This is a genomic window from Rhizobium chutanense (assembly GCF_002531935.1).
GTDB lineage: Bacteria > Pseudomonadota > Alphaproteobacteria > Rhizobiales > Rhizobiaceae > Rhizobium > Rhizobium chutanense.
This window is the reverse complement of sequence record NZ_NWSV01000005.1, coordinates 112,930-139,534: the sequence shown is the minus strand read 5'-3', so window position 1 is coordinate 139,534 and position 26,605 is coordinate 112,930. Positions and strand designations below refer to the sequence as shown.

Here is a 26,605-nt window from a genome sequence, read left to right as displayed (position 1 = left end):
TCGTTGAGGTGGAAGAGATGGAAATCGGAAATATAACGACGCCCTTCGGGCGGCGATCGATGACGCTTGGCATGCTGGCAAACCAGGTCATGGCCGGTGAGATCAAGCCGGATCAGTCGGTCGACAAATGGAAGTTGTTTCGCGCGCTGTGCGAAGCAAAGCCGCTGCTCGGCATCAGCGATCGGGCACTTGCCGTGCTCAACGCGCTCTTAAGCTTTTATCCGAAGAACGAGCTGGCCGAGCAAAGCGGCTTGATCGTATTCCCGTCGAATATCCAGCTTTCGCTGAGGACGCACGGCATGGCCGAGCAGACCGTCCGGCGCCATCTCGCCGCGCTCGTCGAGGCGGGGCTGTTGCTGCGCAAGGACAGTCCCAACGGCAAACGTTATGTCCGCAGGGACAGGGCAGGGGAGGTCGACGAGGCCTTTGGTTTCTCGCTGGCGCCGCTGCTTGCCCGCGCCGAGGAGATCGAACGGCTTGCAGCCGAAGTAACGGCAGAGCGGCTGCATGCCCAGCGGCTGCGCGAACGGATCACTCTTTGCCGGCGCGACGTTGCAAAGCTGATCGAGACGGCCGTCGACGAGGAGATCCCCGGGGATTGGCAAGGCCTCTATGGCGAATTCCGAGACCTTGTCGAAGGCCTGCCTCGGTCGCCGACGACGGGGCAGCTCGAACAATTGCTGGATGAATTGACGGCCCTGCGCGCCGACATCCTTAACCGGCTGGAAATTCGGGTAAAATCGACAAAACAAAGCGGCAATGCCCATCATATCGAGCGTCACATACAGAATTCAAATCCCGACTCCAATTCTGAACTTGAACCACGCTTCGAACCGAAGCAGGGGGCGATGGCTGAGCAAGACAACCGGCTAACCGCCGTGGCGCGGGAGCAGGGCAGGGGGGAGGCAGCCGTTTCGAACAGGCAGGACGAAGCGCCAGGCCGACAACCGGGCAACCACGATGAGCGTGGCGGACTGAAAACCTTCCCGCTCGGCCTGGTTCTGCAGGCCTGCCCGGAAATCCTTGCCTATGGTCCGGGCGGCGCGATCCGCAATTGGCGCGATCTGATGGCTGCGGCCGTCACCGTTCGATCGATGCTGGGCGTCAGTCCCTCGGCCTATCAGGAGGCGGCAGATGTGATGGGTCCGGAAAACGCCGCGACCGTGATGGCCTGCATCTTGGAGCGCGGTGGCCACATCAACTCGGCCGGCGGCTACCTTCGTGGCCTGACGCGGCGAAGCGAAAAGGGAGAATTTGCGATCGGCCCGATGCTGATGGCGCTGCTGCGGGCCAATGCGCCAGCCGGCCGAAAAGCCGGATAGTCTTGGAGCGCCGTGCGTTCTTTTGGTCGCACCGCGCTCTGACACCCTGAAACTGCGTGCGTGTTAGCGGATGAGCCTGCGCTCCAGAAATGCCTGCATGTCGCGGCGTCCGTCGGCAACGCAGTAGACGACGACATCGGTGCCCAGGATGCGATAGATCAGGCGCCATGGCTTGTGGTGGAGTTCGCGATATTCGGAGATTCCAATGCTCGCCAATTCCTTCGGAATATTTCCGCGGGCCGGGAAATCTTCGAGATCGGCGCAGGCGCTTTCGATGTCGCTCAGCACGCGCTCTGCAGTTCCGGCGCCGTCCCGGCCGGCGATGAACCGATAGAGATCCTCAATGTCGCGTTCTGCGTCCTCGGCGAAAAGAACACGATAGGCCATCAGGACTGGCTATCGGCCAGACGTTTGCGGATGCGCGCAAAGCTTTCCGCAGCGGGGCGCAATTTGCCCTCGTCGACCTGCCGATTGGTGAGCGCCAGCACTTTCAGGAGCGCCAGCGTCTCCTGCGTTTCTTCATATTGTCCGACATCCTGAAGAATGGCCTTCGCCTCGCCATGCAGGGTAATGACCACCGGCTGTGGATTATCCTTCAGCGTCCGGATGATCTCGGGCGCATGCGCCTTGAGATAGCTGATCGGCTTGACCTGTTCTGACAGCTTCATGCGGGTACTCCTTTCGACCAGAATATAGATCATCAAATGGTCGATTGGAAGAGTTCGGCCAGCCCTCCCGACATGCGATCGGGAGGTTCGGTGCGCGCCTGTTTTTTTCCTTCAGCGGCTGCGAAAGAGAAAGTCATTTCTTATAAAGAAGTTTGTCTACTGATTTTATAGACTAAATTTTGCAACCAACGATCGGATCGTGGTGTCATGACCTACCTTCTCAGCCTTCTCGACAAAAGCCCGATCGAACAGGGGCTTACCGCGGCGGATGCGTTGCGGGCGACGGTCAAGATTGCCGCCCGGGCCGAGGAACTCGGTTATCACCGTTTCTGGGTCGCGGAACATCATAACATGTCCAATCTGGCGAGTTCCGCGCCAGAGGCGCTGATCGCCTATCTTCTCGCCAGAACCTCGAAGATCCGCATCGGTTCGGGCGGTGTCATGCTGCAGCACTACAGCGCCTATAAGGTTGCCGAGACCTTCAATCTTCTGGCCTCGCTGGCGCCCGGCCGCGTCGATCTCGGTGTCGGCAAGGCGCCGGGCGGTTTTCCGCTGTCGACGCGCGCGCTCCAGCTTGCCGTCGATCCGTCCAGGAAGCCGGATTTTGCCGACCAGCTTTCCGACCTCAACACCTATCTTGCCGCCGACCCGAATTACGACGGTGCGCAGGCGACCCCTTTCCCGCCCACTCCCCCCGAACGTTTCCTGCTCGGCGCCAGCGTCGAAAGCGCCGAACTTGCTGCCGAGAAGGGCTGGGAGTTCGTTTTTGCCGGTCACCTGAACGGCGATCCGGACAATCTGCGCAGGACCTTCGAGACCTATGAGCGGGCATCCGGCGGCAAGCGGCCGATCTTGGCGCTCGCAGCCTTCGCCGCCGAAAGCGAGGACTATGCCCGCGAGCGCGTCGGCAAGCTGCGCATCGTCAAGGTGTTCCTGCCGAACGGTCAGACCGTCAATGTCGGCAGCGAGGAGCAGGCGGCCGAATTCGCCCGCCAGGCCGGTGTCACCGATTACCACATCGAGGAGAAGGTGCCGAGCGTCCTGCACGGCACGGCAAAGCAGATCCGCAAGGAATTGGATGCGCTTCACCGCCGCTACGGCGTCAAGGAGTTCGTGCTCGACACGCCGGCGCTTTCGGTCGCCGAGCGACTGGCTTCCATCGAGTTGCTCGCCGCCGAGCGGCTTTCCCTCGTCGCCTGACCGTTTTCAAGGAGATCGATCCCATGGCTCAGAAACACGTCACGTTCGGCATCATGCTGCAGGGTCCCGGCGGCCACATGAATGCCTGGAAACATCCGAGCGGACCGGCCGATGCCAGCGTCAATTTCGACTTCTTTGTCAAGACGGCGCGCAAGGCGGAAGCGGCCGGCATCGCCTTCGCCTTCGTCGCCGACGGGCTCTATATCAACGAGCAGTCGATCCCGCATTTTCTCAATCGGTTCGAGCCGATCGCCATTCTCTCGGCGCTTGCGGCCTCGACCTCGAAAATCGGCCTCGTCGGCACGGTCTCCACCTCCTACAGCGATCCCTTCACCATTGCCCGCCAGTTCGCCTCGATCGATCTCATCAGCGGCGGCCGGGCAGGGTGGAACGCGGTCACCTCACCACTCGAGGGCTCGGGGCGCAACTACAGCCGCGAACATCCCGAACATGAGCTGCGCTACGAGATCGCCGAGGACTATATCGATGCGATCAAGGGCCTGTGGGATTCCTGGGACGACGACGCTTTCGTCCGCAATCGCGAGACCGGCGTCTTTGTCGACAAGGCGAAGATGCATCGTCTCAACCACAAGGGCCGTTTTTTCCGCGTTGAGGGGCCGCTCAACATCGGTCGTTCCAAGCAGGGCCAGCCGGTGGTCTTCCAGGCGGGAGCCTCGGATTCCGGCATCAGGCTCGCCGGCAAACATGCCGATGCCGTCTTCACCAATGGTGGGCCTTTCGAGGAGGCGCAGGCCTTTTATCGCCAGCTGAAGGACAGCGTCATTGCCCATGGGCGCCCGGCGGCGGAGGTCGGCATCTATCCCGGTATCGGCCCGATCGTTGGGGCAACGCCTGACGAAGCCGAAGCCAAGTACCAGGCCATCCGCAACCTCGTCACGATAGAGGAGGCACTCGCCTATCTCGGCCGCTTCTTCGATCACCACGATTTCAGCGTCTATCCTCTCGACGAGCCGTTCCCCGAACTCGGCGATATCGGCAGGAACAATTTCCGCGCCACCACCGACCGCATCAAAAGGACGGCGCGGGAGAAAGGCCTGACGCTCCGCCAGGTCGCACTCGATTCGGCAACACCGCGCACCGCCTTCATCGGCACCGCCGAGCATATCGCCGGCGAGATCATCCGCTGGGTGGAGCAGGGTGCGGCCGATGGGTTCATTCTCGGCTTTCCCGTCATCGCCGAGGGTTTCGACGATTTCTCCAGATATGTTCTGCCGATCCTTACCGAACGTGGTTATTTCGATCCGGTCCTGAAGGGCGAGACGCTGCGCGACCATCTCGGTCTGCCCTTCCGCGAAAGCCGCTATGCGGCCGGCGCCGATCAGCTCGAGCGCGGAAAGGCTGTCGGCGCCTGAGGCGCCGGCGAACCGCCATGGATATCATCGCTCAAAACCCGCGCAGCAACGATCCGGTCGAGAAGAACATCGCCTCTTATCTCGACGAGATCATCGCGCTTCGCCACGACCTGCATCAATATCCGGAGCTGGCGTTCCAGGAGCTGAGGACCAGCAAGCTCGTGGCATCCCGGCTTTCTGCCTGGGGTTATGAGGTGGCGACGGGCATTGCCGGCACCGGCATCGTCGCCACCCTCAAGCGCGGGGGCGGCAAGAAGCGGATCGGCATTCGCGCCGATATGGATGCGCTGCCGATCGAAGAGGCGACCGGCCTTGCCTATGCCAGCAGCAATCCCGGCGTTATGCATGCCTGCGGCCATGACGGCCATACCTCGATCCTCTTGGCCGCTGCCCGCTATCTTGCAGAGAGCGGCAATTTCAGCGGCACGCTGCGGCTGATCTTCCAGCCCGCCGAGGAGATCGGCGCCGGTGCCCGCAAGATGATCTCGGAAGGCCTGTTCGAACGTTTTCCTGTCGATGCGGTCTTTGGGCTGCACAATTGGCCGGGTGTGCCGACCGGCCAATTCGGCTTCGTAGCCGGCCCGGCCATGGCTTCGGTCGACAAGGCGGTCATCAAGATCATCGGCAAGGGCGGCCATGGTGCCGAACCGCACCGGACCGTCGATCCGGTGCTGGCTTCGGCCTCCTTCATCACTGCCCTGCAGAGCGTCGTCTCGCGCAATGTCGATCCACAGGATATGGCGGTCGCCACCGTCGGCTCGATCCATGCCGGCTCCGCCTCGAACGTGATCCCCGAGAGCGTGGAGATGAAGCTCACCATGCGGGCTTTCAGCGAGACCGTCCGCCAGCTGCTGCAGAAGCGTATTCCAGCCCTTGCCCGTGCCCAGGCCGAAAGCTTCGGCGCCGAGGCGGATGTGAACTACCGCCTCGGCTTTCCGGCGTTGGTCAATCACGCCAAAGAGACGGCATTTGCCCGTGATGTCGCCTATGACGCGCTCGGCCTCGCCGCGATCGAGAAGGATTTCCGGCCGAGAACCGCAAGCGAGGATTTCGCCTTCATGCTGCAGGCCAATCCCGGCAGCTATCTTTTCGTCGGCAATGGCGACAGCGCTCCTCTTCACAGCGCTCACTACGATTTCAACGACGCGATCATCGCGCCCGCCGCCCGCTACTGGGTGCGGCTCGCCGAAACCTTCCTCACTGATGACAACGGGTGACGAACGATATGAGCGATACGTTTCTCTATACGAGCCCTCTCGATCCGCGCGCCAAGCCGCTGATCGATGAATTGATCCACGAATATGACAGCCGCTACGGCACCTATTTCAATGCCGAAGGTGCGGCCGCCGAACTCAATCGCTATCCGGCTGAAGCCTTTGCGCCGCCTCACGGCAATTTCCTGCTGCTGATCCGCAATGGTGAAACCATCGGCGGCGGCGCCTTCAAGCATTATGATGAGCGCACGGCCGAATTTAAACGCATCTGGACGCGTTCCGACCTGCGCCGCCAGGGGCTTGCCCGCAAGGTGCTGGTGGAGCTGGAGATCCAGGCCGCCCGCCAGGGCTATGCCCGTATCTACCTCACAACCGGCTTTCGCCAGCCCGAGGCCGTCGGCCTCTATCTGAACTATGGCTACACCGCGCTCTTCGACACATCAGCCGATCCCGAAATCTACAAGAGCCTGCCCTTCGAGAAGGACATCACCCATCTCGCCGGGCCTGCTCTCGAAGATGCGGCACCGCGCCTGCGCGTGGCCGGCGCAAATCACTGAAAACGGCAAAGACCGACAATCATAAAAGGGAAGCACAATGGCACTGACGACGGATTTCGCCGGTATCGATCCCGGCAGCAGGACGGCAGAATCGAAGGACTATTCCCGTTACCGCATCGTGCCGGCACGCCATCCCGGCCGTCTGGCAGGCACGATCTTTGCCGCCGTCGTCATCATTGCCGTGCTCTATTCGACCTTCACCAATCCGCGCTGGGGTTGGAACGTCTTTGCCGAATGGTTCTTCGCCGAGCCGGTGCTCGTCGGCCTCGGCAGGACGTTGCTCCTGACCGTGCTTGCCGCCATATCCGGTTCCATTCTCGGAACGGCGCTGGCGCTTGCCCGCGTCTCCAGATCGCCGCTGCTCTCCGGTCTTTCCTGGGGCTATATCTGGTTGCTGCGCTCGATCCCCGTCATCGTGCTGCTGCTGATCTTGAACAATCTCGGCTACCTCTATGAGACGATCAAGATCGGCATTCCCTTCACCGATACGGTCTTCATCGACTATCCCACGGTGCAGCTGCTGACGCCGTTTGCCGCCGCTTTCCTCGGTCTCACGCTCAACCAGTCGGCCTTTTTCGCCGAGATCGTCCGCGGCGGCATCCTGTCGGTCGACCATGGGCAGCTGGAGGCCGCCGCCGCACTCGGCCTGCCGCGCCGGCGCCAGGCCTTTCGTATCGTGCTGCCGCAGGCCATGCGATCGATCCTGCCGACCGGCTTTAACGAGCTGATCGGATTGGCGAAGAGCACGTCGATGGTCTACGTTCTGGCGCTGCCGGAACTCTTCTACACGGTGCAGGTGATCTACCGCCGCAATCTCGAAGTCATTCCGCTGCTGATGGTGGCGACCGTCTGGTATCTGATCATCATGACGGTGCTGTCGATCGCGCAGCGCTATATCGAGCGCTACTTCTCCAAGGGCGCCGTGCGCAATCCGACACCGCTGCCTTTTCAGGCATTTTTCGAGCGCTTCCGCCGTCCGCTTCCTGTCCTCGATGCGGCAACCGACACGGTGCGCAAGACCGGCTTCCGGGATGCGGCGGTCCTCAGGGCCGCAGGCGGCGCAGTGCGTATCCAAGGCATCTCGAAGAGTTTCGGCTCGCTGAAGGTGCTTGATAAAGTCGAGCTCAGCCTGCCGGCCGGCAGCGTGACCGCCATCCTCGGCCCATCCGGTTCCGGCAAGTCGACGCTTCTGCGCGCCATCAACCATCTGGAGCGTGTCGATGAGGGCTTCATTTCGGTCGACGGCGATTTCGTCGGCTATAGCAGGAAGGGCGACACGCTCTACGAGCTCAAGGAGAAACAGATCCTTCAGCGCCGTGCCGATATCGGCATGGTCTTCCAGAGCTTCAATCTCTTCCCGCATCTGACCGTGCTCGAAAACCTGATCGAGGCGCCGATCCAAGTGCGCGGCGTCAGCCGCGAGGATGCCGTGCAATTGGCGCAGGAGCTGCTTGCGCGCATCGGCCTCAGCGACAAGATCAACGCCTATCCGCGCCAGCTCTCCGGCGGCCAGCAGCAGCGCGTGGCGATCGCCCGCGCGCTGGCGCTCCGCCCGAAGGTGCTGCTCTTCGACGAGCCGACCTCGGCACTCGATCCGGAACTCGTCGGCGAAGTGCTCGATGTCATCAAGGAGCTTGCCCGCACCGGCACGACACTCGTCATCGTCACCCATGAAATCGGTTTTGCCCGCGAAGTCGCCGACACCGTCGTCTTCATGGAAAGCGGCCGTATCCTCGAAGCAGGCCCGCCGGCCCGGATCTTCACGCAAGCCGAGCACCCCCGAACACGCGAGTTCCTCGCCAAAGTTCTCTAGCGCCTGACAGCGCTGGCGAAATGCCGGGCCGCGACGGGCTGCTCCGGTGGAATGACAATAATCACAACCTCAAGATGAAATGGAGAAGGGGCATGACATTTGCAGTTAAAGCAAGGCTTCTGATAGCGGGAGCCGTCACCGTTGCCGCGATCGGTTTCGGTTCGGCGCAGGCCCAGCAGAAGTTCGATCTCAGCCCGGAACAGCCGAACCGGCTGCGGCTGGAAAAGAACGACAAGCGCATTGCCGAAGTCAAGGACTTCAAATTCGTCGAAAGCGGCGTCTTCACCGTCGGCATCAGCTCGAGCGGCAACCTGCCGCTGCATGATTATGCCTCCGATTCCAAAACGGTGATCGGCTACGACGTCGACCTCGCGCAGGCGATTGCCGACAGCCTTGGCCTGAAGCTCAATCTCGTTTCCGTCGCCTGGGCCGATTGGCCGCTGGGGCTGACCTCAGGAAAATTCGACGCGGTGATCTCCAACGTGACGGTCACGGAGGAGCGCAAGGAGAAATTCGACTTCTCGACCTACCGGAAGGACGAGCTTGGCTTCTACGTCAAGGCGGATAGCCCGATCACGGCGCTCAAGCAGCCGAAGGATATTGCCGGCCTGAAGGTCATTACCGATGCCGGCACCAACCAGGAGAAGATTCTGCTGGAATGGGACCGGCAGAACGTTGCCGCCGGCCTGAAGCCGATCGAGGTGCAATATTATGACGACGACGCGGTGAAGGATCTCGCCGTCCAGTCGGGCAGGGCCGACGCCGTCTTCAGCGTCAACGCGACGCAGGCCTATTCGGCGGGGATAAACGGCAAGACCAAGCTGGTCGGCACCGTCAGCGGCGGCTGGCCGATCACCGCCGAGATTGCGGTCACCACCCGCAAGGGCAGCGGCCTGGCGGCGCCGGTGACCGATGTCGTCAACGACCTGATCGCCGGCGGCGCCTATAAGAAAATCCTCGATACGTGGAATCTCGGCCCGGAAGCGATCGACAAGGCGCAGACCAACCCGCCCGGCTTGCCGAAGAGCGGCTCCTGATGCTTGTCCGGCCGGCAGTATTCCTGCCGGCCATCCCTGCCTGCCAATTTGGAGATTGAAGACGATGATTGCCTTTCCGGCATTCCGGACCCTGCTGATCGCCGCGATCGCGTCCGGCCTTTCCTTCGGCGCAACCCGTGCGGCCGACGAGTTCGACCTCAGCCCGCAGCAGCCGGGCAGACTGCATGCCGCCAGGAACGAGGCGGCAATTGCCGCGATCTCAAAGGATTTCAAGTTCGTCACGCCAGGCAAATTCACCATCGCCGTCAGCCCCGGCGGTCCGCCGCTTTCGACCTATGCGACCGACGCCAAGACCGTCGTCGGGGCCGATCCCGACTATGCCTACGCCATTGCCGACAGCCTCGGCCTGACGCTGGAGATCGTGCCCGTCGCCTGGATCGACTGGCCGCTCGGCCTCACTTCCGGCAAGTACGATGCCGTCATCTCCAATGTCGGGGTCACCGAACAGCGCAAGGAGAAGTTCGATTTCTCCACCTATCGACAGGGCCTGCACGGTATTTTCGTGAAATCCGACAGTGCCGTTGCCTCGATTAAGGAGCCGAAGGACGCCGCCGGCCTCAGGATCGTCGTCGGCGCCGGCACCAATCAGGAGCGCATCCTGGTGAAATGGAGCGAGCAGGATGTCGCCGCCGGCCTGAAGCCGATCGAGCTGCAATATTACGACGACGAGGCGACGAGCCTTCTTGCGCTGCAGTCGGGCCGGGCCGATGTCATCGTTCAGCCGCACGCGCAGCTGGTCTTCATCGCCGCGCGCGACAAGAACATCAAGCGTGTCGGCACGCTGAGCGCCGGCTGGCCTGATCGTTCCGACGTCGCGATCACCACGCGCAAAGGCAGCGGGCTCGCCGATGCGCTGACTGTCGCCACCAACGGCCTGATCAAGGACGGCACATATGCAAAAATCCTCGACCATTGGCATCTTTCCGAGGAAGCCTTGCCGGCATCCGAGACCAACCCGCCCGGCCTGCCGAAATACTGATGGGATGACAGGCGTGGGCAACATATCCATCAGCCATATCGGCTTCCTCACCCCCGGCAACTATCCCGACGACGATCCGCTGTCGGGATTGGAGCAGACGCTGCAGCAACTGCAATATGGCGAGGAGCTGGGCTTCGAGAGCGCCTGGGTCCGCCAGCGGCACCTGGAGCCGGGGATTTCTTCGGCGAGCGCCTTCCTGGCGGCGGCCACGCAGCGCACCAGCCGGATAGAGCTCGGAACGGCGGTCATTCCGATCGGCTATGAAAGTCCCTATCGGCTTGCTGAAGACCTGGCGACCGTCGATGTTCTCGCACGCGGGCGGCTGAACATCGGCGTCAGCGCCGGCCGGCCGCTGCATGCCGAGCTGATCGCGCCGCTTGTCTTCGACGGCGACTGGAGCGGTTACGATTTCTCGCATGATCGCGTGCTGCGCTTCGCCGACAATCTGCGCGGCACCTATCTCGGTGACGAGCGGACCTTGATCAAGACGCCGTTCGGCCCGCAGCGGCCACGCCTGCAGCCTTATGCGAGGGGGTTGATCGACCGGATCTGGTATGGCGGCGGGTCGCAGCGTTCGGCCGCATGGGCCGGCCGCAATGGCTTCAACCTGTTGACCGGCAATGTGATCACGGGCGAGGGGACGGATGATTTTTTCACCGCGCAATCGCGGTTGATCGAAACCTTTCGCAGCGCCGGCAGCCATCGCCGAGTCGCACTCGGTCGCGTCATCGTACCTTTCGACCGCGCCGATGCGGCGACGCGCCGGCGGTATCGCGACTATGCCGATGGCCGCCACGCGCGGACGCTTTCGCCGCAGGGCGAGCGGCGCACCTTGTTTGCCCGTGATGTCGTCGGCACGTCGGACGAGATATTGGAGCAGCTTTTCGCCGATCCCATCCTGCCCGAGGTGGGCGAGCTGCGGCTGGAGCTTCCCTACGAGTTCGAGCACGAGGAATATCGCCAGATCCTCCACGACTTCGTGACAACGATCGCACCCGAGCTCGGCTGGAAACGGCAGCCGGAAATCCGGGTTGCTTCCTGACAGCCGCCACGACGGCGATCTCATCGCCGCCGCAACAGTCATTTACGAGGAACATTGATCAGTGACCAAAACGGTAGAGTATTTCTTTTCGATCGGATCGCCCTGGTCCTATATCGGCTTCGACGCTTTCACCGAACTCGCAGCGAAGAACGACGTCGTCATCACGCCCTATCTGACGACGGTCGTCGAGGAAAATGGCGGCATCTTCTCACGCAACCGTCCGGAAATCCGGCGCGCTTACTGGACGCGGGATCTCAAGCGCTGGGCGCGCGTGCGCGGCAAGGAACTGCGGCTCGATCATCGTCCCGAGCTCGGCGATCCGACGCCGGCCTCCCTCTTCGTAATTGCAGCCTATCTCGACGGACAGGATTGGATCGGCGTTGCCCGCGCCCTCCAGCACGCCTTCTGGAGCGAAGCGAAGGATATCGGCAGGCCCGATGTGCGCGAGGCGATCGTCGTCGCCGCAGGTTTCGATGGGGCGGCCCTTCTCAGGCGGCAAGCCGACGACGATGTCCAGAACAAGTGGGCGGCGGATCGCGTTCATGCCCGCGACAGCGGCGTCTTCGGTTTTCCCACCTATGTCTATGACGGCGAGATTTATTGGGGACAGGACAATTTACCGTTCCTCGAACGCCATCTTCGCGGCGACAAGCCTTGAACTCGGGTAAGTCCGCGCTTCGTCGATCATCGGAAAGCCCGGGTTGAAACGGATTTTTTCAGATAAGTCTATAAAATAGATAGTCTTTATTCTCTACTGCGAAAGCCGTTCGATACATTGGTGTGGTTGAAGGGGAAACCACACGCATGCTCGACAGAACGTCACAGGCCGCCGCCATTTCGTCGCGTTCGACGGAATGGCCGACAGTCATTCTTGCACTCGTTATCCATGGCGGATTTCTCGCGCTGACTTGGTGGTGGCAAGCATTGCCGATGATCGTGGCGGTGATTGCCGGAGGCTGGTTGATCGCCTGGCATGGATCCCTTCAGCACGAGGTCATTCACGGCCATCCGACAGGAAACCAAAGAGTAAACGACGCGATCGGATCGATCCCGCTGTCGCTGTGGCTGCCCTATCCGATCTATAGGGAAAGCCATCTGGAGCATCATCGCGACGAATATCTGACCGATCCGATCGAGGATCCCGAATCCTCCTATTTCACCAGGGCGGCCTGGGAACAGCTCGGCGCGGCCGGCAGGCTGCTGGCGCGGTGGAACACCACCTTATTCGGCCGTTTGACCATCGGCCCTGCCGTGATGCTGCTGAGTTTCCTCGGGCAGGAATGGCGGCTGGTCCGGGCGAACGAACCGGGACGGCGGCGGATTTGGGCGGTGCACGGCATCGGCGTCGCCTTCGTGCTCTTCTGGGCGACGATCGTTTGCGGCGTGCCGCTGTGGCTTTATCTTGCTTTCGTCTATACGGGTGCGGCGATGACGCGGCTCAGATCCTATGCCGAGCACCGATATGCCGACAGCCACGAGGAACGCACCGCCATCGTCGAAAACAGCCGTCTCTTCGGCTTGCTGTTTCTCTACAACAATCTGCACGTTCTCCATCACCGTCGGCCGGGCATCTCCTGGTATCGTCTTCCTGCGGTCTATCGGCACAACCGCGAAACGCTCATCCGTTCGAATGGCGGGCTTGTCTATGACGGCTATTGGGATATCGCACGCCGGTTTTTGCTGAAGCCGCACGACGATCCCAAGCATCCCCGCCACTCATAGCGGGTCGCGGCCTGTCGGGCGCAGCGGGCCTTGCTCCCCGCGGGCGATCATAGCGGATGAAATTCCGTTATCTTGGCGATATTGCGCAATCCCACCGAAACAGCTCCATTCTATTGGAGGAAAAGATATGGGAAGATTTTTTTACATTGTTTGCTGCAATTAGTTCTTTTATCTCCCGTTTCATTGAAACGCGAAACGCTGCTGTATTGATCGGAGAGAAACGATGAACCCCGCCATGAACATGATGCCGATGATGAACAACATGATGCCTGCCATGATGAACCCGATGATGGGTGGAATGATGCCGATGATGTCGGGCATGCCCATGATGAACGGCGCGATGATGCCGATGATGATGATGATGGGCGCCATGAAGTGCACCATGACCGCCGAAGGCATGGTCTGCGAAATGAAGCCGATGGAAGGCATGGACAAGGACATGTTCATGGAATGCTGCAAGCGCATGATGTCGATGATGTCTGGCGGCATGCCTGTCATGATGAACTGCGGCGGCATGATGATGTGCTGCATGATGGCCGCCTGAGCCGTCTCCAGCGCATCTGAAAAGATGCGCGGCGCTGTCATGGCAAGGATGACCGAGAGCCTCCGGAGACGGGGGCTCTTTTTGCGTCAGACGCGAACTTCTTCGAGATAGGTCGTCACCAGAAAGAGGATCGCTTCCGTTCCGGTCATGTTTCGGTAAATATGGGGTACGTCGGCCTCGAAGATGATGGCGTCGCCTTCACCGAGGATATGCGGCGCCTGCCTGCCGGCGATGATTTCGACGGTGCCTTGGGCGACAACCAGATTTTCGACCGTTCCATGCTGATGAGCATCGGCGTTTTCGGTGTGGTGGGGAGCGATCCTCAGCTCGTAGAATTCGACCTTCCGTTCGCCTTCGAAGGGGAACAGCGCCCTCGTCCGGAAGCGCCCCTCGGAAGAGGCGAGGATTTTCGATCTTGCCCGCGGCACGGTAACGATCGCGGTTTCGCTGCGTTCGGCGATCAGGGCGGCACAGGGAATGCCGAGAGCCAAGGCGATCTTCGAGAGGATACTGAGCGTCGGGCTGCTTTTGCCGGTCTCGATCTGGCCGAGCATGGCGCGGCTGACGCCGGCGATCTTTGCCAGCCTGTCGAGGGAATAGCCGCGGCGGGTGCGAATGCGCCGCAAATTCTGTCCTGTCTGAACGGTGATCTCCTCGGCGGCGTCTATGGCTTCGCCGTCGGAGAGAAGCGCTTGATCAGGCGCCATATCCGGCAATGCCCATCGCCATGACCGGGACAAAGCCCCAATAGGGCACCCACATCAGAACGGGCTGCATGGCAAAGGATACCGGCGTCGCCGCCTTGAGCGCATCGGACGCATCTTTGCTGCGCGCCTGCCGGTAGGCCTGGAAATCGATGACATCAGCCGTCTGCAATGGCATGAAAAACTCCCGCTAAAATCTATAAGGATTGTATATTTTTGACAGCGGAAAGGGCAGGGTGTGTCATCCAATCGTTCGCCTGAACCGGAAATCTTATACCAATAATATTCGACCTTACGGCAAAGCCATTTATCGCAAGCCGTTCGCAAGGTCTTGCCGACGGCATCATTGAGCCGCCGCCGCCGGGTTCCTCCATGCCAAGACGCGCCCTTCCCACAGCCGCTATCCCGATCCATGACGATCACCATGCAGCCTATGCGTGCCGCGGCGTGGGCGAACGTTTTTTTCAACCAGGCGAACAAGGAGAGACGCATGTTCCTTTAATCTATCAATTTTATAGACAATATTTGAGGCAATCAAAGAGAGGAAAAACCATGTCAGGTTTCAAACTCGTCGGCATAGCCGGCAGCTTCAACCGTCCATCGAAGACGCTGGCGCTTGTGCGGCACGTCGCCGAACGCGCGAGCATTCGCTACGGATTTACGAGCAAGACCTATGATCTGCATGATGTCGGTCCGTCGCTGGGCAGCGCTTTGTGGCGCAAGGACCTCGACGAGCAGGCCAGACATGTCGTCGACGAGATCGTGCATGCCGACGCGCTGATCATCGGCTCACCGACCTACAAGGGTTCTTATCCGGGCCATTTCAAGCACCTCATCGATCTGATCGATCCGCACGAACTTCGCGGCAAGCCGATCATCATCACGGCGACAGGCGGCGGCGACCGGCATGCGTTGATGGTCGAGCATCAGCTTCGGCCGCTGTTCGGCTTTTTCATGGCCCACACCCTGCCGACGGCCGTTTATGCGTCCGATCGCGATTTCACCGATTATGCCGTCTCGTCCGATCCGCTTCTGAGCCGCGTGGGCGAGGTGGTCGGCGAATTGGCAGCCTTCTTTCCGGGCGCAAACCCGGCATTGGCGGCGGCGGAATAAGGGCCGTCGCCATGGCCCGATCTCAGGAAGCAATGATCCCCGATGCGGAAAGGCCGGCTTCCGGCGAGCAATTGTGGAGCGTCTTCGAATTCGCCCGACGCTATCGCCTGGCCAAACGCGAGGAGAACCGCCTGCTGATGCTCTACAGACCGACTGCGTCGCTTCACGAGCTTCTTGCCAATGCGCAACGCCATTCGCTGATTTCCTAGAGCGTGTTGCGCAGAAGTGTGCAGCGGTTTTGGCGATGCGTCGATTCAAAGAGTGAGAGCACGATTCCAGCCGGAGAATATCGGTCCCTGACAGGAGGTTCGCATGACGCTTGATTTCCACTCATGGCTGAAACGCGCGGTCGGTTTGGTCATGGCGAAGATGCCTGTTGCGCGGAGGCCTATAGACGCCTCGTCCGGGCGGGACGACGAGCGGGACCGGTCGGCCCGCGAATACGAACTCCACTATTGGGGCACTGTGCCCGGCCTTTGGTATTGAGGAGGTAGCGTCATGGCAGTCGTCTTTGAGAGCGGCCCCGGCCGGCACGGCGGGAGAAGAGCAACGGCAAGCCTGATGGCGCAATTTCGGGATGCGGCCGGGCTCTGCGCGATCATCGGCTCCTTCACCTTTCTGTTCGCTCTGGTGATTGGGCTGATTCGATGAGCGAAGTCCTCATCCTTCCCGGCCTCTTCGGCTCGGGAGAAGGGCATTGGCAACAGCACTGGCTGGAGGATCAGCCGGGCAGTCGTTGCGTCGCTCAAAATGACTGGGATCGTCCGAACCTCGACGCCTGGCTGCTGCAGCTGGAAGGCGCGCTTGACGAAGCGGGCGAGGCCTATCTCGTTGCCCATAGTCTCGGATGCCTGCTTGCCGCCCGGCTGGCGGGGCGAAATGCAGCACGCCGCGTCAAAGGGGCGCTGCTCGTCGCTCCCTGCGATCTGCAGGCCACCGAAATCCTGCATCCGGGACATATCACCTTCGGCGGCATGCCGACGGCGCCTCTGCCTTTCCCCAGCATCGTTGTCGGCAGCATGAACGATGCCTACATGACGGTCGACCGGCTGACGCTTTTCGGCCGCCTGTGGAACGCCGAGACCAGGAATATCGGCCTTGCCGGCCACATCAATGTTGCCAGCGGCTTTGGTCGCTGGCGCAGCGGCTACCGGCTGCTGGAGGCCTTGAAGACGCAGGCGCGGGGGCGCAGGCCTACGGTTTCCATGTCGCCGGCCTTTGCGGTGTGAGGCAGCGCAATGTCCGATATCGTCGCCGACCTCTTGCGCCTGAGTGAAGATCCGAATGCCGATCCGAGGAGCCGGCGCCGGCAGACAATGGAACGGCTGGTGCAGACGCTGCTGGCCATGGCCGATGCCGAAACGGGATCGGAAGATGCGCAGCATCGCACGTCGATCGTCCGTCTCACGACGATCATCCGCGACATGACAGGAAGGATCGCAGAGGCCGATGATGCGACATTCTCGGCAATTGTCAGGGAAGCCGCGCTGCTGCTGCGCAGCTTGCAACTGCGGCAGGCAGAGCCCGCCACATCCTCGGTGCATTGACGGATGACCGGCCTGGGAAGCACCATTTTGATGCCCGGACCGAGAATGGCTCTGACGGACGAACTTGTGTCGCTGAGCCTTCGCCCCGAGGTCGATGTCGGTCCGGAACCGCACCGAAAACCGTTGACCGAGGCGGAGCTGGAGATGCTGGCCGAGCGGCTGTTTCACGAGTCGGCGGGCGCGCCGCTTTGGATCTTCGCCTACGGATCATTGATATGGAAGCCGGACTTCGATGCCGTCGAAGCACAGCATGGCGCGACACGAGGCTGGCACCGCTCCTTCTGCCTGGAGATGACCCGCTGGCGGGGAACGCGGGCTCAGCCGGGCCTGATGATGGCGCTTGACCGGGGTGGCCGTTGCAACGGCATCGTCTTCAGGCTCGCCGACGACGATCGCCTTGGCCAACTGCGGCGATTGATCCGCCGTGAGGTCGGCACAATGGAAGACGCCGCGACGGTTCGCTGGATCCCGGTCGCGACCGCGCATGGGTTGGTACGCGCGCTGGTCTTTTGGGCTGGCCCCAAGGGCGAGCGTGTTTCCCGCAAATTGCCGCTGGAGACGGTGGCGCGGGTGCTGGCGCGCGCCTGCGGACACATCGGCTCCTGCGCCGAATATCTGTATCTGACCGTGAAGCATCTGGAGGAACGCGGCATTCGGGACCGCAATCTATGGCGGCTTCAGCAACTGGTCGCAGCCGAACTCGTCGCCATACACGGGCTGAACGGGGCATCAGGCAGCCGTTGAACAGGGCTGCCTGGTGCCATTCGGTCAGAGCTTGCCCTTCCAGGGCACGAGGAACGCTTCCAGAAAGCGGATAGCGGCCGAGAAGGTGAAGGCGCAGATCGCGATGATGCCGATGCCGACGAAGACGACGTCGGTCGCCAGGAACTGCGACGCCGACATGATCATGAAACCGATCCCGCGCGTGGAGGCGATCAATTCGGCCGCGACCAGCGTACCCCAGCCGATGCCGAGCGCGATGCGGATGCCGGTGAGGATCTCGGGCAGGGCCGACGGCAGGACGATATCGAGGAAGAGCTGCAGCCGGCTGGCGCCCAGCGAACGGGCGGCATTGACGCGCTCGATCGGCAGCGAACGAACGCCGGCCTGGGCCGACAGGCAGATCGGCGCGAACATCGCCAGCACCAGCAGCGTGATCTTCGACGTTTCGCCGATGCCGAGCCAGATGATCATCAGCGGCAGGTAGGAAAGCGGCGGAAGCGGCCAGTAGAACTCGATCGGCGCGTCGAGCACGCCTTTCGCCCAGCGATTCAGCCCCATCAGCAAGCCCAGCGGAATACCGGCGGAAATGGCGATGAGGGCTGCGACGACGATGCGGAACAGGCTCGCAAAAACATGCTCGGAGAGCGACGCGCCGGCGTAACCGTCGCGATAGACGGCGCCGATCTGCGTCAGCACCTCGTCCGGGCGCGGCAGGAACAGATGTGGAACGACGCCGAGCGCCGATACGACCCACCACAGCAGCAATATGGCAAGCGCCGTGGCAATGCTGATGACCACCGTCGATTTCTCACCGGCGCCGAAGCTAGCCATTTTCACGAGCTTGACCTGGTGGTCCTCTCTACCGGCCGCAATCGGCGGGGCCTGGACGATATCGCTCATGCGGCGCTCCTCAAATCTTCGGTGCTGTGCAGAATGGCGCGGATTTCCTCGCGCAGCTCGGCAAATTGCGGCGACGCCTTGATCGACCGGGCGTCGCCGGTTTCGGCGAAGCGGCGGACGAAATCGAGATCGAAGCGCGCCACGACGCGTCCCGGCCGCGGCGACATGACCAGGACCTGCGTCCCCAGGAACAGGGCCTCTTCGATCGAGTGGGTGATGAAGAAAACCTTCTTTGCCGTTTTATTCCAGATGGAAACCAGCAGCTCCTGCATCTGTTCGCGCGTCAGGCTGTCGAGCGCGCCGAATGGCTCATCCATCAGCAGGATGTCGGGATTTGTCGCCAGAGCCCGGGCGATGCCGACACGCTGGCGCATGCCGCCGGAGAGTTCGTAGGGAAAAGCGCCGGCGAATTCATCAAGGCCGGTGAGCCTGAGCAATTCCAGCGCGCGCGCTTCGCGCTCCTTGCGCTTGACGCCGGCGAATTTCAGACCGAGCGCGACATTGTCGGCCACGGATTTCCACGGCAGCAGCGAGTCCTTCTGAAAGACGACGCCACGATCGGCACCCGGCCGTTCGACAGCACGGCCGTCGAGGGTGATCCGGCCTTCCGAAAGCGGAAGGAAACCGGCAATCGCGTTGAGAAGAGTTGACTTGCCGCATCCCGACGCTCCGAGTGCCACGACGAAACCTCGTTCGGGAATATCGAAAGACACGCGATCGAGCGCGTGAACGGTACGCCCGTCGCGGGCTGCGAAGAAAACGCTGGCGTGATCGACTTTAAGCATGGTGCCGCTCGCAAATTAGACGCCGACGCGGCAAGCCGCGCCGGCGTCGGGGAGGATCAGTTGCTGACGGCGGTCAGCGCGTCGGCGGTGACGAAGGCGCCGTAATTCGCCAGTACGTCGGACACCTTGCCCTGTTCCTTCAGGAACGAAGCAGTGTCCTTGAGGATCTTGCCGGCACCCGCCTTTTCGCCGCCGCCGAGCCAGGCATCCGATGCCTGGACCTCGGGCGTGAGCAGCGTCAGGTTCTTCAGGGCCGATGCCTGCTGGTCGGCTGTGCCGCCGAGAAGCTTGGCGAGCGACTTGGCATTGTCGCTGTCGGGACCCCAGGCAGCTTTGTCCGAGGCGAAGGACGCGTAATATTTGTTGATGACCGAGGCGAAGCCTTTCAGGAAGGCTGGGTTGTCGGCGGCAAATTTCGAGGTCGCGACCCAGGCCGAGAAGGTCGGCGCACCCTTGTCCGCCACGTCCTTGGAGGTGACGAGAACCTTGCCGTTTTTCTTCAGTTCGGTGAGCGCCGGATCCCAGACGAAGCCGCCATCGATATCGCCGCGGTTATAGCTGGCGACGATTTCGGGCTGCGGGATGGCGAAGACCTGAACGTCCTTCTCGGTCAGGCCGAGCGATTTGATCAGCGCCAGCAGCTGATAGTGGTCGGTGGAAACAGGCGCGGCAGCAAGCTTCTTGCCCTTCAGATCGTTCAGGCTTTCGATGCCGGAACCGTTGCGGACGACGAGAGCCTCGTCGATGCCGGAGATGGAGGCGAGGTAGAAGGCCTTGACCTCGAGCCCGCGCGAGACCGCAGCCGCAAACGGGCTGGAGCCGACATAGCCGACCTGGACGTCGCCGGAGGCAATCGCCGCAAAGATCTCGGCGCCGGAGTTAAACCTGCGAAAGTCGATCTCGTATCCGGTTTCCTTGGCGAATTCGCCATTGGCGATCGCCACGGAAGACGGCAAGGCGTCGGTTTGATAACCGACGACGACCTTCTTGTCCGCGGCTTCCGCGATAACCGCCGTTGCAAGAGTGCCGACGCCGATGGCGATCGCGGCAACCAATTTTTTGAAATTCATCTTGAGCCCCTGTGTTTGAGGGCCACCCGGCCCCTTGATCTCACCCTCGAAAGGGTAATGGGTGGGAATGGGCTAGCGGGAGAAATAACAAACTATATTTATAGACAATGGAGACATTTGTTTTCATGATTCCGTTGCCGGTGCAATCTGGAAGGGCCTGCGGGTGACGCGGGCTTGAACGACGAGATGCCTCGATGGCGGTGTGAAGCTTCAGGGAGAATGCGTTGATATACGATGTGATCGTCGTTGGTTCCGGTTTTTCAGCGATCGCTGTGACCTGCAATCTCATCGAGCAGCTTCCCGTCTCGGCGAAGGTTGCCGTCGTCGGTGACGATCCCGGTTTCGGCCGCGGGACGGCGTACCGGACGGAACTTTATCTCCATCGCCTCAATGTTCCAGCCGGCCGCATGAGCCTGCTGCCGCATCATCCCGACGATTTTGTCGACTGGCTGAAAAGCCGTGGACGCCAGCTGCAGGCCGGCGATTTCGCCTCGCGCAGCGATTACGGTCTTTATGTTAGAGATACGCTTGCGCGGCTGCTGCGAAAGCGGGACGGCCGTTGCCGGGTCGACTTCATCAAGGCCAAGGCGGCGGGATGCGTGGAGCGCTACGCGAGCACGCTCGCCTTCCACCTCGGCAATGGCGATGAGATTGCCGGGAAGAATGTGGTGCTCTGTCTTGGTGTCGGAAACGCGAACCTTCCGGTCGATCCGGCCGGCGTCCCGCCATTTTTGCGGTCGCGGATCATCGAGAACCCGTGGCGGCTCTCATGGCTGAGGCGCGTCGCACCTTCCGATGCGGTCTGCATCCTCGGCTCCGGCTTGACGATGATCGATCAGGTTCTCGCTCTTCGCGCCCACGGCCATAGAGGCAGGATCGACGTGCTTTCGCGGCGCGGCCTGGCACCACTCGGACATGCGAAGATGCCGCCGGCGCCTCTGCCGATCGACGTCGAGAGACTTCCCCGGACGATCAGCGTCCTGTTGAAGACCTTGCGGGGCAAGAGCAGGGAGGTCGCCGACTGGCGGAGTGTGATGGACGGCCTGAGGCCGGTCACGCAGGCGCTCTGGCAAAGGCTTTCGAGCGAGGAGCGGGCGCGTTTCCTCAGGCATGCGCTTCCCTGGTGGAACATCCACCGTCACCGGGTCGCGCCCGACGTGTTCGCCGCATTCGAGAAACTGGTGTCGGACGGAACCGTTCGCTTCCACGCGGGCTTCCTGAAATCGCTCGAGGCCGGGCAAGACAGGCTCGTCGCCGGTTACAGGGTCAGGGCGAAGCGCGAGATCGCCGAGATCGGCGCGGACTGGCTGGTCAACTGCACGGGGATGGAGCGCGCCGGGCTCAGCCATTCGCCGCTTTTGAAGGAAATGAGCCGGTTCCAACTGATCGTCCCCGATCCTCTCGGCCTCGGCATCCAGGTGGATGCGGCTTCCGAGGTCATGGCTCCGTCCCGGAGCTCGTCTGCCCGGTTGTTTGCCGTCGGCGCCTTGACGGCGGGGCAATTCTGGGAGATCACCGCCGTCCCCGACATCCGGGTGCAGGCGAAGACCGTGGTCGAAGAGATCGTCAGGGCGCGGCCCGTTTCCGATGCATAGGCCGACAATCCTAGGGCCGACAATCCTGGGATCAGCACGGTGCTGTTGAATTGCCGGCCGCCGACAGCTACAGTATTTGGTAGGCCATAATACGATTCCTAATTCGGCTGCCGCTGGAACTGAGCGTGCAACGTCAATCCAACACTGAGGTACGGTATGAGCGGTGCTCTGAAGGACGCAGCAATCAGGGTCGAGCGTCCTGCGAAGACATTGCGTGAATTGGCACTCGACAAGGTTCGCGAGGCCATCGTCAACGGATATTTTCGTCCCGGAGACCGCCTCGTCGAGCGTGATCTCTGCGCCCAGCTCGGCGTCAGCCGGACGGTCGTGCGCGAGGTTCTGAGACATCTGGAATCGGAAGGGCTGGTCGCCAATCTGCCGAACAAGGGACCGATCGTCGCCCAGCTGGATATCGACGAAGCCAGGCAGATCTATGAGATCCGCGGTGCGCTCGAAGGCATGGCGGCGCGGCTATGCGCGGAGCGTGGCAGCCCCGAGATCGTCGCCGCGCTCGAAGAGTCCCTCACCGCAATCCGCAACAGCTATCGCGATAGCGATATGGCGGGCGTGCTGGCCAATACCTCGTCTTTCTATCAGACGCTGTTCACCATGGTCGACAGGCATGTCGCCTGGGGCGTCGTCAACCTGCTGACCGTGCGCATCAACCACCTGCGCTCGATGACAATCAAGACGGAAAGGCGCGGCATCGAAGGGCCGCTGCAGATGTCGAAGATCGTCGACGCCATCCGCCGCGGCGACGGCGAGGGTGCTCAACGGGCGGCGATGGATCACGTCGCGGCTGCGAGCGCAATTGCCGAGGCGGTCCTGTCTGCGCAGAAGCCTGCCGAATAGGGCTGGGCGCGACCACTGCGATCTTCGCGAGAGAGGGTAGCAAAGCCGTCTGCTGCATCGACATGTGTCGATGCCTTCCCGCATCCTTAATCACGTTCTTGCCGGAACGAGGAGAATCCAAACTCCACGCTTGACACTCAACTTTGCTCGATGTGATGGTATGCCATATTCAATAATATATAAGGCGGTATCATATGGGCTGGGATCGTTTTGACCTTCCGATACGTCGCGTCGCTGCGAGCGAGCGCCGCACCGTGCGGCTTCTGACAATAGGCTGAGTGAAGAAAGCGCTTCCGGGCGATCGGGCCTCTGCGTCTTCGCCGAAACCAACTTGACACTCACATATTATGGTATACCATAATACAAAATAAAGAGGTGAGGTGTTCCATGGCCATTCAAATTCGCAAGACGGGACTGCAGATCGAAACGACGCTGATCGAAGGCGGCAAGACCGCGGCAGTGCCGCTCAAACTGTTTTCCGCTTTTGCAGTCGTGAAGAACCCTTGGGCGGGCCGCGGCTTCGTCGAGGACCTCAAGCCCGAAATCCATGCGGGCGCTCCGGTTCTCGGCGAGTTGCTGACCAAGATGATCATCGATGCCGTCGGTTCCGGCGATGCCGTCGAAGCCTATGGCAAGGCCGCCGTCGTCGGCCTGGACGGCGAGATCGAACATGCCTCCGCGCTGATCCACACGCTGCGCTTCGGCAATTTTTATCGCCATGCTGTCGGCGCCAAATCCTATCTCGCCTTCTGCAACACGCGCGGTCCTGCCAATGCGCCGATCATGATCCCGCTGATGGACAAGAACGACGAAGGCCGCCGTTCGCACTATCTGACCATCCAGACGGCGATCCCCGACGCGCCTGCCGCCGACGAGATCGTCGTGGCTCTCGGCGCTTCGGTCGGCGGGCGTCCCCATCACCGCATTGGCGACCGCTACCAGGATCTGAAGGATCTGGGGCAGGACGTCGCCAACCCTGCGGGCGTTTGAAGGGGTGGGCTCCGAGATGCTGACAGCCGGATCGATCTCAGGCGCCGCTACAGCAAAGAGCGCCGCCGGTGATTTGCCCCGAAAGAAGACGGCAAGCGGAACGGCCTATCACGAGGCCGGCAGCGGCGAACCGCTGGTTCTGATCCATGGCGTCGGCATGCGGCTCGAGGCCTGGGCTCCGCAGATCGCCTTTCTGTCGGCCGGCCACCGCGTCATCGCCGTCGACATGCCGGGACATGGCGACAGCGCAAAATTGCCGGCGGGCAGCCGCCTCGAAGAGTTCGTCGCCTGGTTCGGGCGCTTTCTCGACGAGATGGCGATCGAGACTGCGAATGTTGCCGGCCACTCCATGGGAGCGCTGGTATCGGGAGGGGCGGCGGCGACCTTCGGCGAACGTATCAGCCGTGTCGCCTACCTCAACGGCGTCTACAGGCGCGACCGGCAAGCAAAAGCTGCCGTGCTCGCCCGCGCCGCGGCCATCCCGGTCACCGGCGTCGACAAGGAAGGTCCCTTGGCTCGCTGGTTCGGCGACGATCCGAATAGCGTTGTTGCGCGTGAATTGACGCGGACATGGCTCAACCTCGTCGATCCCGAGGGATATGCTGTCGCCTACGCTGCGTTTGCCGGCGGAGATGAGACCTATGCCGATCGCTGGAAAGACGTCCAAGGTCCGGCCCTGTTTCTGACGGGGTCCGATGATCCGAATTCGACGCCTTTGATGGCGGAGCAAATGGCGGCGCTCGCGCCGCGAGGCTGGGCCCGTATCGTGGACGGTCATCGTCATATGGTGAACCTGACCGCGCCCGATGTCGTCAATTCGCTGCTCGCTGAGTGGCTGTCGTTCGGGGAGGATGAACGATGACAATGCAGACTGTCGACCCAAGGGCATTGCGTGATGCGTTCGGCGCGTTTCCTACAGGCGTGACCGTCGTCACTGCCTGCGACGCAGATGGAAATCCGATCGGCTTCACCGCGAACTCCTTCACATCGGTCTCTCTCAATCCGCCCTTGCTCCTCGTTTGCCTTGCCAAGACCTCGCGCAATTTCGCCACCATGACCGGCGCGCAGCATTTCGCGATCAATGTGCTTTCGGAAACGCAGAAGGACGTGTCGAATACTTTTGCGCGCCCCGTTGAAGACCGATTTGCGGCGGTCGAATGGGCCAAGGGGGCGGCCGGCTGCCCGGTCTTCTCGAATGTGGCGGCCTGGTTCGAATGCGCCATGGAAGAGGTCATCGAGGCCGGCGACCACGTCATCCTGATGGGACGCATCGAAGCTTTCGACAATAGCGGTCGCAACGGTCTCGGTTATGCCCGCGGCGGCTATTTCACGCCGACGCTCGCAAGCAAGGCGGTTTCGGCGGCAGCCGAAGGCAATATCGAACTTGCGGCCGTCGTCGAACGCCGCGGCGAGGTTCTGCTCCTCGGCGACGACGTGCTCTCCCTGCCGAGCATCGATGCTCATGACGGCAATCCGACCGAGACGCTGGAGAAATATCTGGAGACATCAACCGGGCTGAAGGTCAGCATCGGCTTTCTCTATTCGGTCTACGAGGGCAAGAGCGACGGCAAGCAGCACATCGTCTACCACGCTGTCGCAGGCGATGGGGAGCCGGCGAGCGGCAGGTTCGTAAAACCCGATGCACTGGCTGCGGCAAAATTCAAGACCAGTTCGACCGCCGATATCGTCAACCGCTTCGCGATGGAAAGCTCGATCGGCAATTTCGGCGTCTATTTCGGCGACGAGACCGGCGGCACTGTCCATCCCATTCCAGCCAAGGGCGCAAAAGCATGAAGTTCTCCCTCTTCGTTCATATGGAACGGCTCGACGCCAGCCAGAGCCATAAGAGCCTCTATGAGGAATTCGTCGCGCTCTGCGAGATCGCCGACAAGGGCGGCATGCATGCGATCTGGACGGGCGAACATCATGGCATGGATTTCACCATTGCCCCCAACCCGTTCGTGACCATTGCCGATCTGGCGCGCCGCACATCGCGGGCAAGGCTCGGCACGGGAACGGTGATCGCTCCCTTCTGGCATCCGATCAAGCTTGCCGGCGAGGCTGCTATGACCGACATCATCTGCGACGGCAGGCTCGATATCGGCATTGCGCGCGGCGCCTATTCCTTCGAATACGAGCGTCTGCTGCCCGGCCTCGATGCCTGGGGTGCCGGCCAGCGCATGCGCGAGCTCATCCCGGCGGTCAAGGGCATATGGGCCGGCGACTACGCTCATGACGGCGAGTTCTTCAAATTCCCTGCGACCACCTCGGCGCCGAAGCCGCTGCAGCAGCCGAACCCGCCGATCTGGGTCGCTGCGCGCGATCCCAACTCGCACGAATTTGCCGTCGCCAATGGCTGCAACGTCCAGGTCACGCCGCTCTGGCAGGGCGACGACGAGGTCCAGTCGCTGATGGACCGCTTCAACGATGCCTGCGCCAAGAATCCGGATGTCGAGCGGCCGAAGATCATGCTGCTGCGCCATACTTATGTCGGCTCATCGGAAGAGGACGTCGCCCAGGCCGCGCATGAACTCAGCGTTTACTACAACTATTTCTTCGCCTGGTTCAAGAATGAGAAGCCGGTCACCCAAGGCCTGATCGAGCGGATTCCGGATGAGCAGATCAGAGCGAATGCCATGCTGTCGGACCAGGTCATGCGCACCAACAATGTCGTTGGCGACGCCCGGACCGTCATCGATCGGCTCAAGGCCTATGAAGCGCTCGGCTATGACGAATATTCCTTCTGGATCGACACCGGCATGAGCTTCGAGCGCAAGAAGGCGTCGCTCGAACGCTTCATCGCCGAGGTCATGCCGGCATTTCAGGAGTAGGAC

32 protein-coding genes are annotated in these 26,605 nt (G+C 61.6%); 24 read left to right on the top strand and 8 right to left on the bottom strand.

The features are described 5' to 3' along the window. Positions 1 to 17 precede the first annotated feature (17 nt). Entirely contained in the window at positions 18 to 1,322 is a 1,305-nt protein-coding gene (gene repC / locus CO666_RS10165) for a plasmid replication protein RepC (protein ID WP_097611953.1), read from the top strand. A 63-nt stretch (positions 1,323 to 1,385) separates the two neighbouring features. On the opposite strand, the gene CO666_RS10160 is transcribed toward repC, so the two are convergent. Both CO666_RS10160 and CO666_RS10155 read right to left on the bottom strand, forming a co-directional pair. After that, complete coding sequence (locus CO666_RS10160; protein WP_097611952.1) at positions 1,386 to 1,709, bottom strand: type II toxin-antitoxin system RelE/ParE family toxin; 324 nt, start codon at positions 1,707 to 1,709, stop codon at positions 1,386 to 1,388. After that, positions 1,709 to 1,990 (bottom strand): type II toxin-antitoxin system Phd/YefM family antitoxin, encoded by a 282-nt coding sequence (locus tag CO666_RS10155; protein WP_018099727.1) that lies wholly within the window; start codon positions 1,988 to 1,990, stop codon positions 1,709 to 1,711. Before CO666_RS10155 ends, CO666_RS10160 begins: the two co-directional genes overlap by 1 nt. Before the next feature lie 207 nt (positions 1,991 to 2,197). Here CO666_RS10155 and CO666_RS10150 point away from each other — a divergent pair, with 207 nt between their 5' ends. From CO666_RS10150 to CO666_RS10105, 10 genes are all read left to right on the top strand, one after another. Continuing rightward, positions 2,198 to 3,190 carry an LLM class flavin-dependent oxidoreductase gene (locus CO666_RS10150; protein WP_097611951.1) on the top strand — a complete coding sequence of 331 codons (993 nt, stop codon included), beginning with the start codon at positions 2,198 to 2,200 and terminating at the stop codon, positions 3,188 to 3,190. A gap of 23 nt (positions 3,191 to 3,213) precedes the next feature. Then, on the top strand, positions 3,214 to 4,563 hold the full coding sequence (locus CO666_RS10145; protein ID WP_097611950.1) for an LLM class flavin-dependent oxidoreductase: 1,350 nt from the start codon (positions 3,214 to 3,216) through the stop codon (positions 4,561 to 4,563). 17 nt (positions 4,564 to 4,580) lie between these two features. After that, positions 4,581 to 5,780 (top strand): M20 aminoacylase family protein, encoded by a 1,200-nt coding sequence (locus tag CO666_RS10140; protein WP_097611949.1) that lies wholly within the window; start codon positions 4,581 to 4,583, stop codon positions 5,778 to 5,780. An 8-nt stretch (positions 5,781 to 5,788) separates the two neighbouring features. After that, the gene (locus CO666_RS10135) at positions 5,789 to 6,334 is read left to right on the top strand and encodes a GNAT family N-acetyltransferase (RefSeq protein WP_097612223.1); all 546 of its coding nucleotides are present in this window, start codon (positions 5,789 to 5,791) and stop codon (positions 6,332 to 6,334) included. A gap of 37 nt (positions 6,335 to 6,371) precedes the next feature. Beyond that, on the top strand, positions 6,372 to 8,147 hold the full coding sequence (locus CO666_RS34880; RefSeq protein ID WP_097611948.1) for an amino acid ABC transporter permease/ATP-binding protein: 1,776 nt from the start codon (positions 6,372 to 6,374) through the stop codon (positions 8,145 to 8,147). A 92-nt stretch (positions 8,148 to 8,239) separates the two neighbouring features. Continuing rightward, entirely contained in the window at positions 8,240 to 9,184 is a 945-nt protein-coding gene (locus CO666_RS10125) for an ABC transporter substrate-binding protein (RefSeq protein ID WP_097611947.1), read from the top strand. Between the two features lie 64 nt (positions 9,185 to 9,248). After that, positions 9,249 to 10,184 (top strand): ABC transporter substrate-binding protein, encoded by a 936-nt coding sequence (locus CO666_RS10120; protein ID WP_097611946.1) that lies wholly within the window; start codon positions 9,249 to 9,251, stop codon positions 10,182 to 10,184. A gap of 4 nt (positions 10,185 to 10,188) precedes the next feature. Further along, entirely contained in the window at positions 10,189 to 11,226 is a 1,038-nt protein-coding gene (locus tag CO666_RS10115) for an LLM class flavin-dependent oxidoreductase (RefSeq protein ID WP_097611945.1), read from the top strand. 61 nt (positions 11,227 to 11,287) lie between these two features. After that, complete coding sequence (locus CO666_RS10110; RefSeq protein ID WP_097611944.1) at positions 11,288 to 11,884, top strand: 2-hydroxychromene-2-carboxylate isomerase; 597 nt, start codon at positions 11,288 to 11,290, stop codon at positions 11,882 to 11,884. 146 nt (positions 11,885 to 12,030) lie between these two features. After that, positions 12,031 to 12,948: a fatty acid desaturase gene (locus tag CO666_RS10105; protein WP_097611943.1), complete on the top strand. Its 918-nt coding sequence runs from the start codon at positions 12,031 to 12,033 to the stop codon at positions 12,946 to 12,948. 180 nt (positions 12,949 to 13,128) lie between these two features. On the opposite strand, the gene CO666_RS10100 is transcribed toward CO666_RS10105, so the two are convergent. From CO666_RS10100 to CO666_RS10090, 3 genes are all read right to left on the bottom strand, one after another. Continuing rightward, positions 13,129 to 13,479 carry a hypothetical protein gene (locus CO666_RS10100; protein ID WP_245436764.1) on the bottom strand — a complete coding sequence of 117 codons (351 nt, stop codon included), beginning with the start codon at positions 13,477 to 13,479 and terminating at the stop codon, positions 13,129 to 13,131. Positions 13,480 to 13,578: 99 nt separating this feature from the next. Continuing rightward, positions 13,579 to 14,199 carry a helix-turn-helix domain-containing protein gene (locus tag CO666_RS10095; protein ID WP_097611941.1) on the bottom strand — a complete coding sequence of 207 codons (621 nt, stop codon included), beginning with the start codon at positions 14,197 to 14,199 and terminating at the stop codon, positions 13,579 to 13,581. Further along, a complete protein-coding gene (locus CO666_RS10090; protein ID WP_097611940.1) occupies positions 14,189 to 14,374 on the bottom strand; it encodes a hypothetical protein in 186 nt (61 codons plus the stop codon). Before CO666_RS10090 ends, CO666_RS10095 begins: the two co-directional genes overlap by 11 nt. Before the next feature lie 374 nt (positions 14,375 to 14,748). Here CO666_RS10090 and msuE point away from each other — a divergent pair, with 374 nt between their 5' ends. From msuE to CO666_RS10065, 7 genes are all read left to right on the top strand, one after another. After that, a complete protein-coding gene (gene msuE, locus CO666_RS10085; RefSeq protein ID WP_097611939.1) occupies positions 14,749 to 15,309 on the top strand; it encodes an FMN reductase in 561 nt (186 codons plus the stop codon). A gap of 11 nt (positions 15,310 to 15,320) precedes the next feature. Continuing rightward, on the top strand, positions 15,321 to 15,518 hold the full coding sequence (locus tag CO666_RS10080) for a hypothetical protein (RefSeq protein ID WP_097611938.1): 198 nt from the start codon (positions 15,321 to 15,323) through the stop codon (positions 15,516 to 15,518). Between the two features lie 103 nt (positions 15,519 to 15,621). Further along, positions 15,622 to 15,795: a hypothetical protein gene (locus tag CO666_RS34125; RefSeq protein ID WP_179869652.1), complete on the top strand. Its 174-nt coding sequence runs from the start codon at positions 15,622 to 15,624 to the stop codon at positions 15,793 to 15,795. Positions 15,796 to 15,807: 12 nt separating this feature from the next. Continuing rightward, complete coding sequence (locus CO666_RS34120) at positions 15,808 to 15,960, top strand: hypothetical protein (protein WP_179869651.1); 153 nt, start codon at positions 15,808 to 15,810, stop codon at positions 15,958 to 15,960. Continuing rightward, on the top strand, positions 15,957 to 16,538 hold the full coding sequence (locus CO666_RS10075) for an RBBP9/YdeN family alpha/beta hydrolase (RefSeq protein WP_097611937.1): 582 nt from the start codon (positions 15,957 to 15,959) through the stop codon (positions 16,536 to 16,538). Before CO666_RS34120 ends, CO666_RS10075 begins: the two co-directional genes overlap by 4 nt. A 9-nt stretch (positions 16,539 to 16,547) precedes the next feature. Beyond that, positions 16,548 to 16,856, top strand: coding sequence for a hypothetical protein (locus CO666_RS10070; RefSeq protein WP_097611936.1), 309 nt, complete (start codon positions 16,548 to 16,550; stop codon positions 16,854 to 16,856). Between the two features lie 45 nt (positions 16,857 to 16,901). Next, positions 16,902 to 17,600 (top strand): gamma-glutamylcyclotransferase, encoded by a 699-nt coding sequence (locus CO666_RS10065; RefSeq protein WP_425352408.1) that lies wholly within the window; start codon positions 16,902 to 16,904, stop codon positions 17,598 to 17,600. A 24-nt stretch (positions 17,601 to 17,624) separates the two neighbouring features. On the opposite strand, the gene CO666_RS10060 is transcribed toward CO666_RS10065, so the two are convergent. Genes CO666_RS10060 through tauA form a run of 3 tightly spaced genes read right to left on the bottom strand, consistent with a single transcriptional unit; the run spans position 17,625 to position 20,334 of the window. Continuing rightward, positions 17,625 to 18,479, bottom strand: a complete 855-nt coding sequence (locus CO666_RS10060; RefSeq protein ID WP_097611934.1) for an ABC transporter permease subunit — start codon at positions 18,477 to 18,479, stop codon at positions 17,625 to 17,627. Then, positions 18,476 to 19,264: a taurine ABC transporter ATP-binding protein gene (locus tag CO666_RS10055; RefSeq protein WP_097611933.1), complete on the bottom strand. Its 789-nt coding sequence runs from the start codon at positions 19,262 to 19,264 to the stop codon at positions 18,476 to 18,478. Before CO666_RS10055 ends, CO666_RS10060 begins: the two co-directional genes overlap by 4 nt. Positions 19,265 to 19,320: 56 nt before the next feature. After that, complete coding sequence (gene tauA / locus CO666_RS10050) at positions 19,321 to 20,334, bottom strand: taurine ABC transporter substrate-binding protein (protein WP_097611932.1); 1,014 nt, start codon at positions 20,332 to 20,334, stop codon at positions 19,321 to 19,323. Positions 20,335 to 20,558: 224 nt separating this feature from the next. Between tauA and CO666_RS10045 the strand changes: the two genes are divergently transcribed. The 6 genes from CO666_RS10045 (at position 20,559) to CO666_RS10020 (ending at position 26,602) form a co-directional block, all read left to right on the top strand. Beyond that, entirely contained in the window at positions 20,559 to 21,929 is a 1,371-nt protein-coding gene (locus tag CO666_RS10045) for an FAD/NAD(P)-binding protein (protein ID WP_097611931.1), read from the top strand. A 156-nt stretch (positions 21,930 to 22,085) separates the two neighbouring features. Further along, positions 22,086 to 22,781 (top strand): GntR family transcriptional regulator, encoded by a 696-nt coding sequence (locus tag CO666_RS10040; RefSeq protein ID WP_097611930.1) that lies wholly within the window; start codon positions 22,086 to 22,088, stop codon positions 22,779 to 22,781. A 387-nt stretch (positions 22,782 to 23,168) separates the two neighbouring features. Continuing rightward, positions 23,169 to 23,771, top strand: coding sequence for an amino acid synthesis family protein (locus CO666_RS10035; RefSeq protein ID WP_097611929.1), 603 nt, complete (start codon positions 23,169 to 23,171; stop codon positions 23,769 to 23,771). A 16-nt stretch (positions 23,772 to 23,787) separates the two neighbouring features. Further along, on the top strand, positions 23,788 to 24,633 hold the full coding sequence (locus tag CO666_RS10030; RefSeq protein WP_097611928.1) for an alpha/beta fold hydrolase: 846 nt from the start codon (positions 23,788 to 23,790) through the stop codon (positions 24,631 to 24,633). Further along, a complete protein-coding gene (locus tag CO666_RS10025; RefSeq protein WP_097611927.1) occupies positions 24,630 to 25,565 on the top strand; it encodes a flavin reductase family protein in 936 nt (311 codons plus the stop codon). The genes CO666_RS10030 and CO666_RS10025 overlap by 4 nt, the downstream gene beginning before the upstream one ends. After that, positions 25,562 to 26,602, top strand: coding sequence for an LLM class flavin-dependent oxidoreductase (locus CO666_RS10020; RefSeq protein WP_097611926.1), 1,041 nt, complete (start codon positions 25,562 to 25,564; stop codon positions 26,600 to 26,602). Before CO666_RS10025 ends, CO666_RS10020 begins: the two co-directional genes overlap by 4 nt. Positions 26,603 to 26,605: the final 3 nt, after the last annotated feature.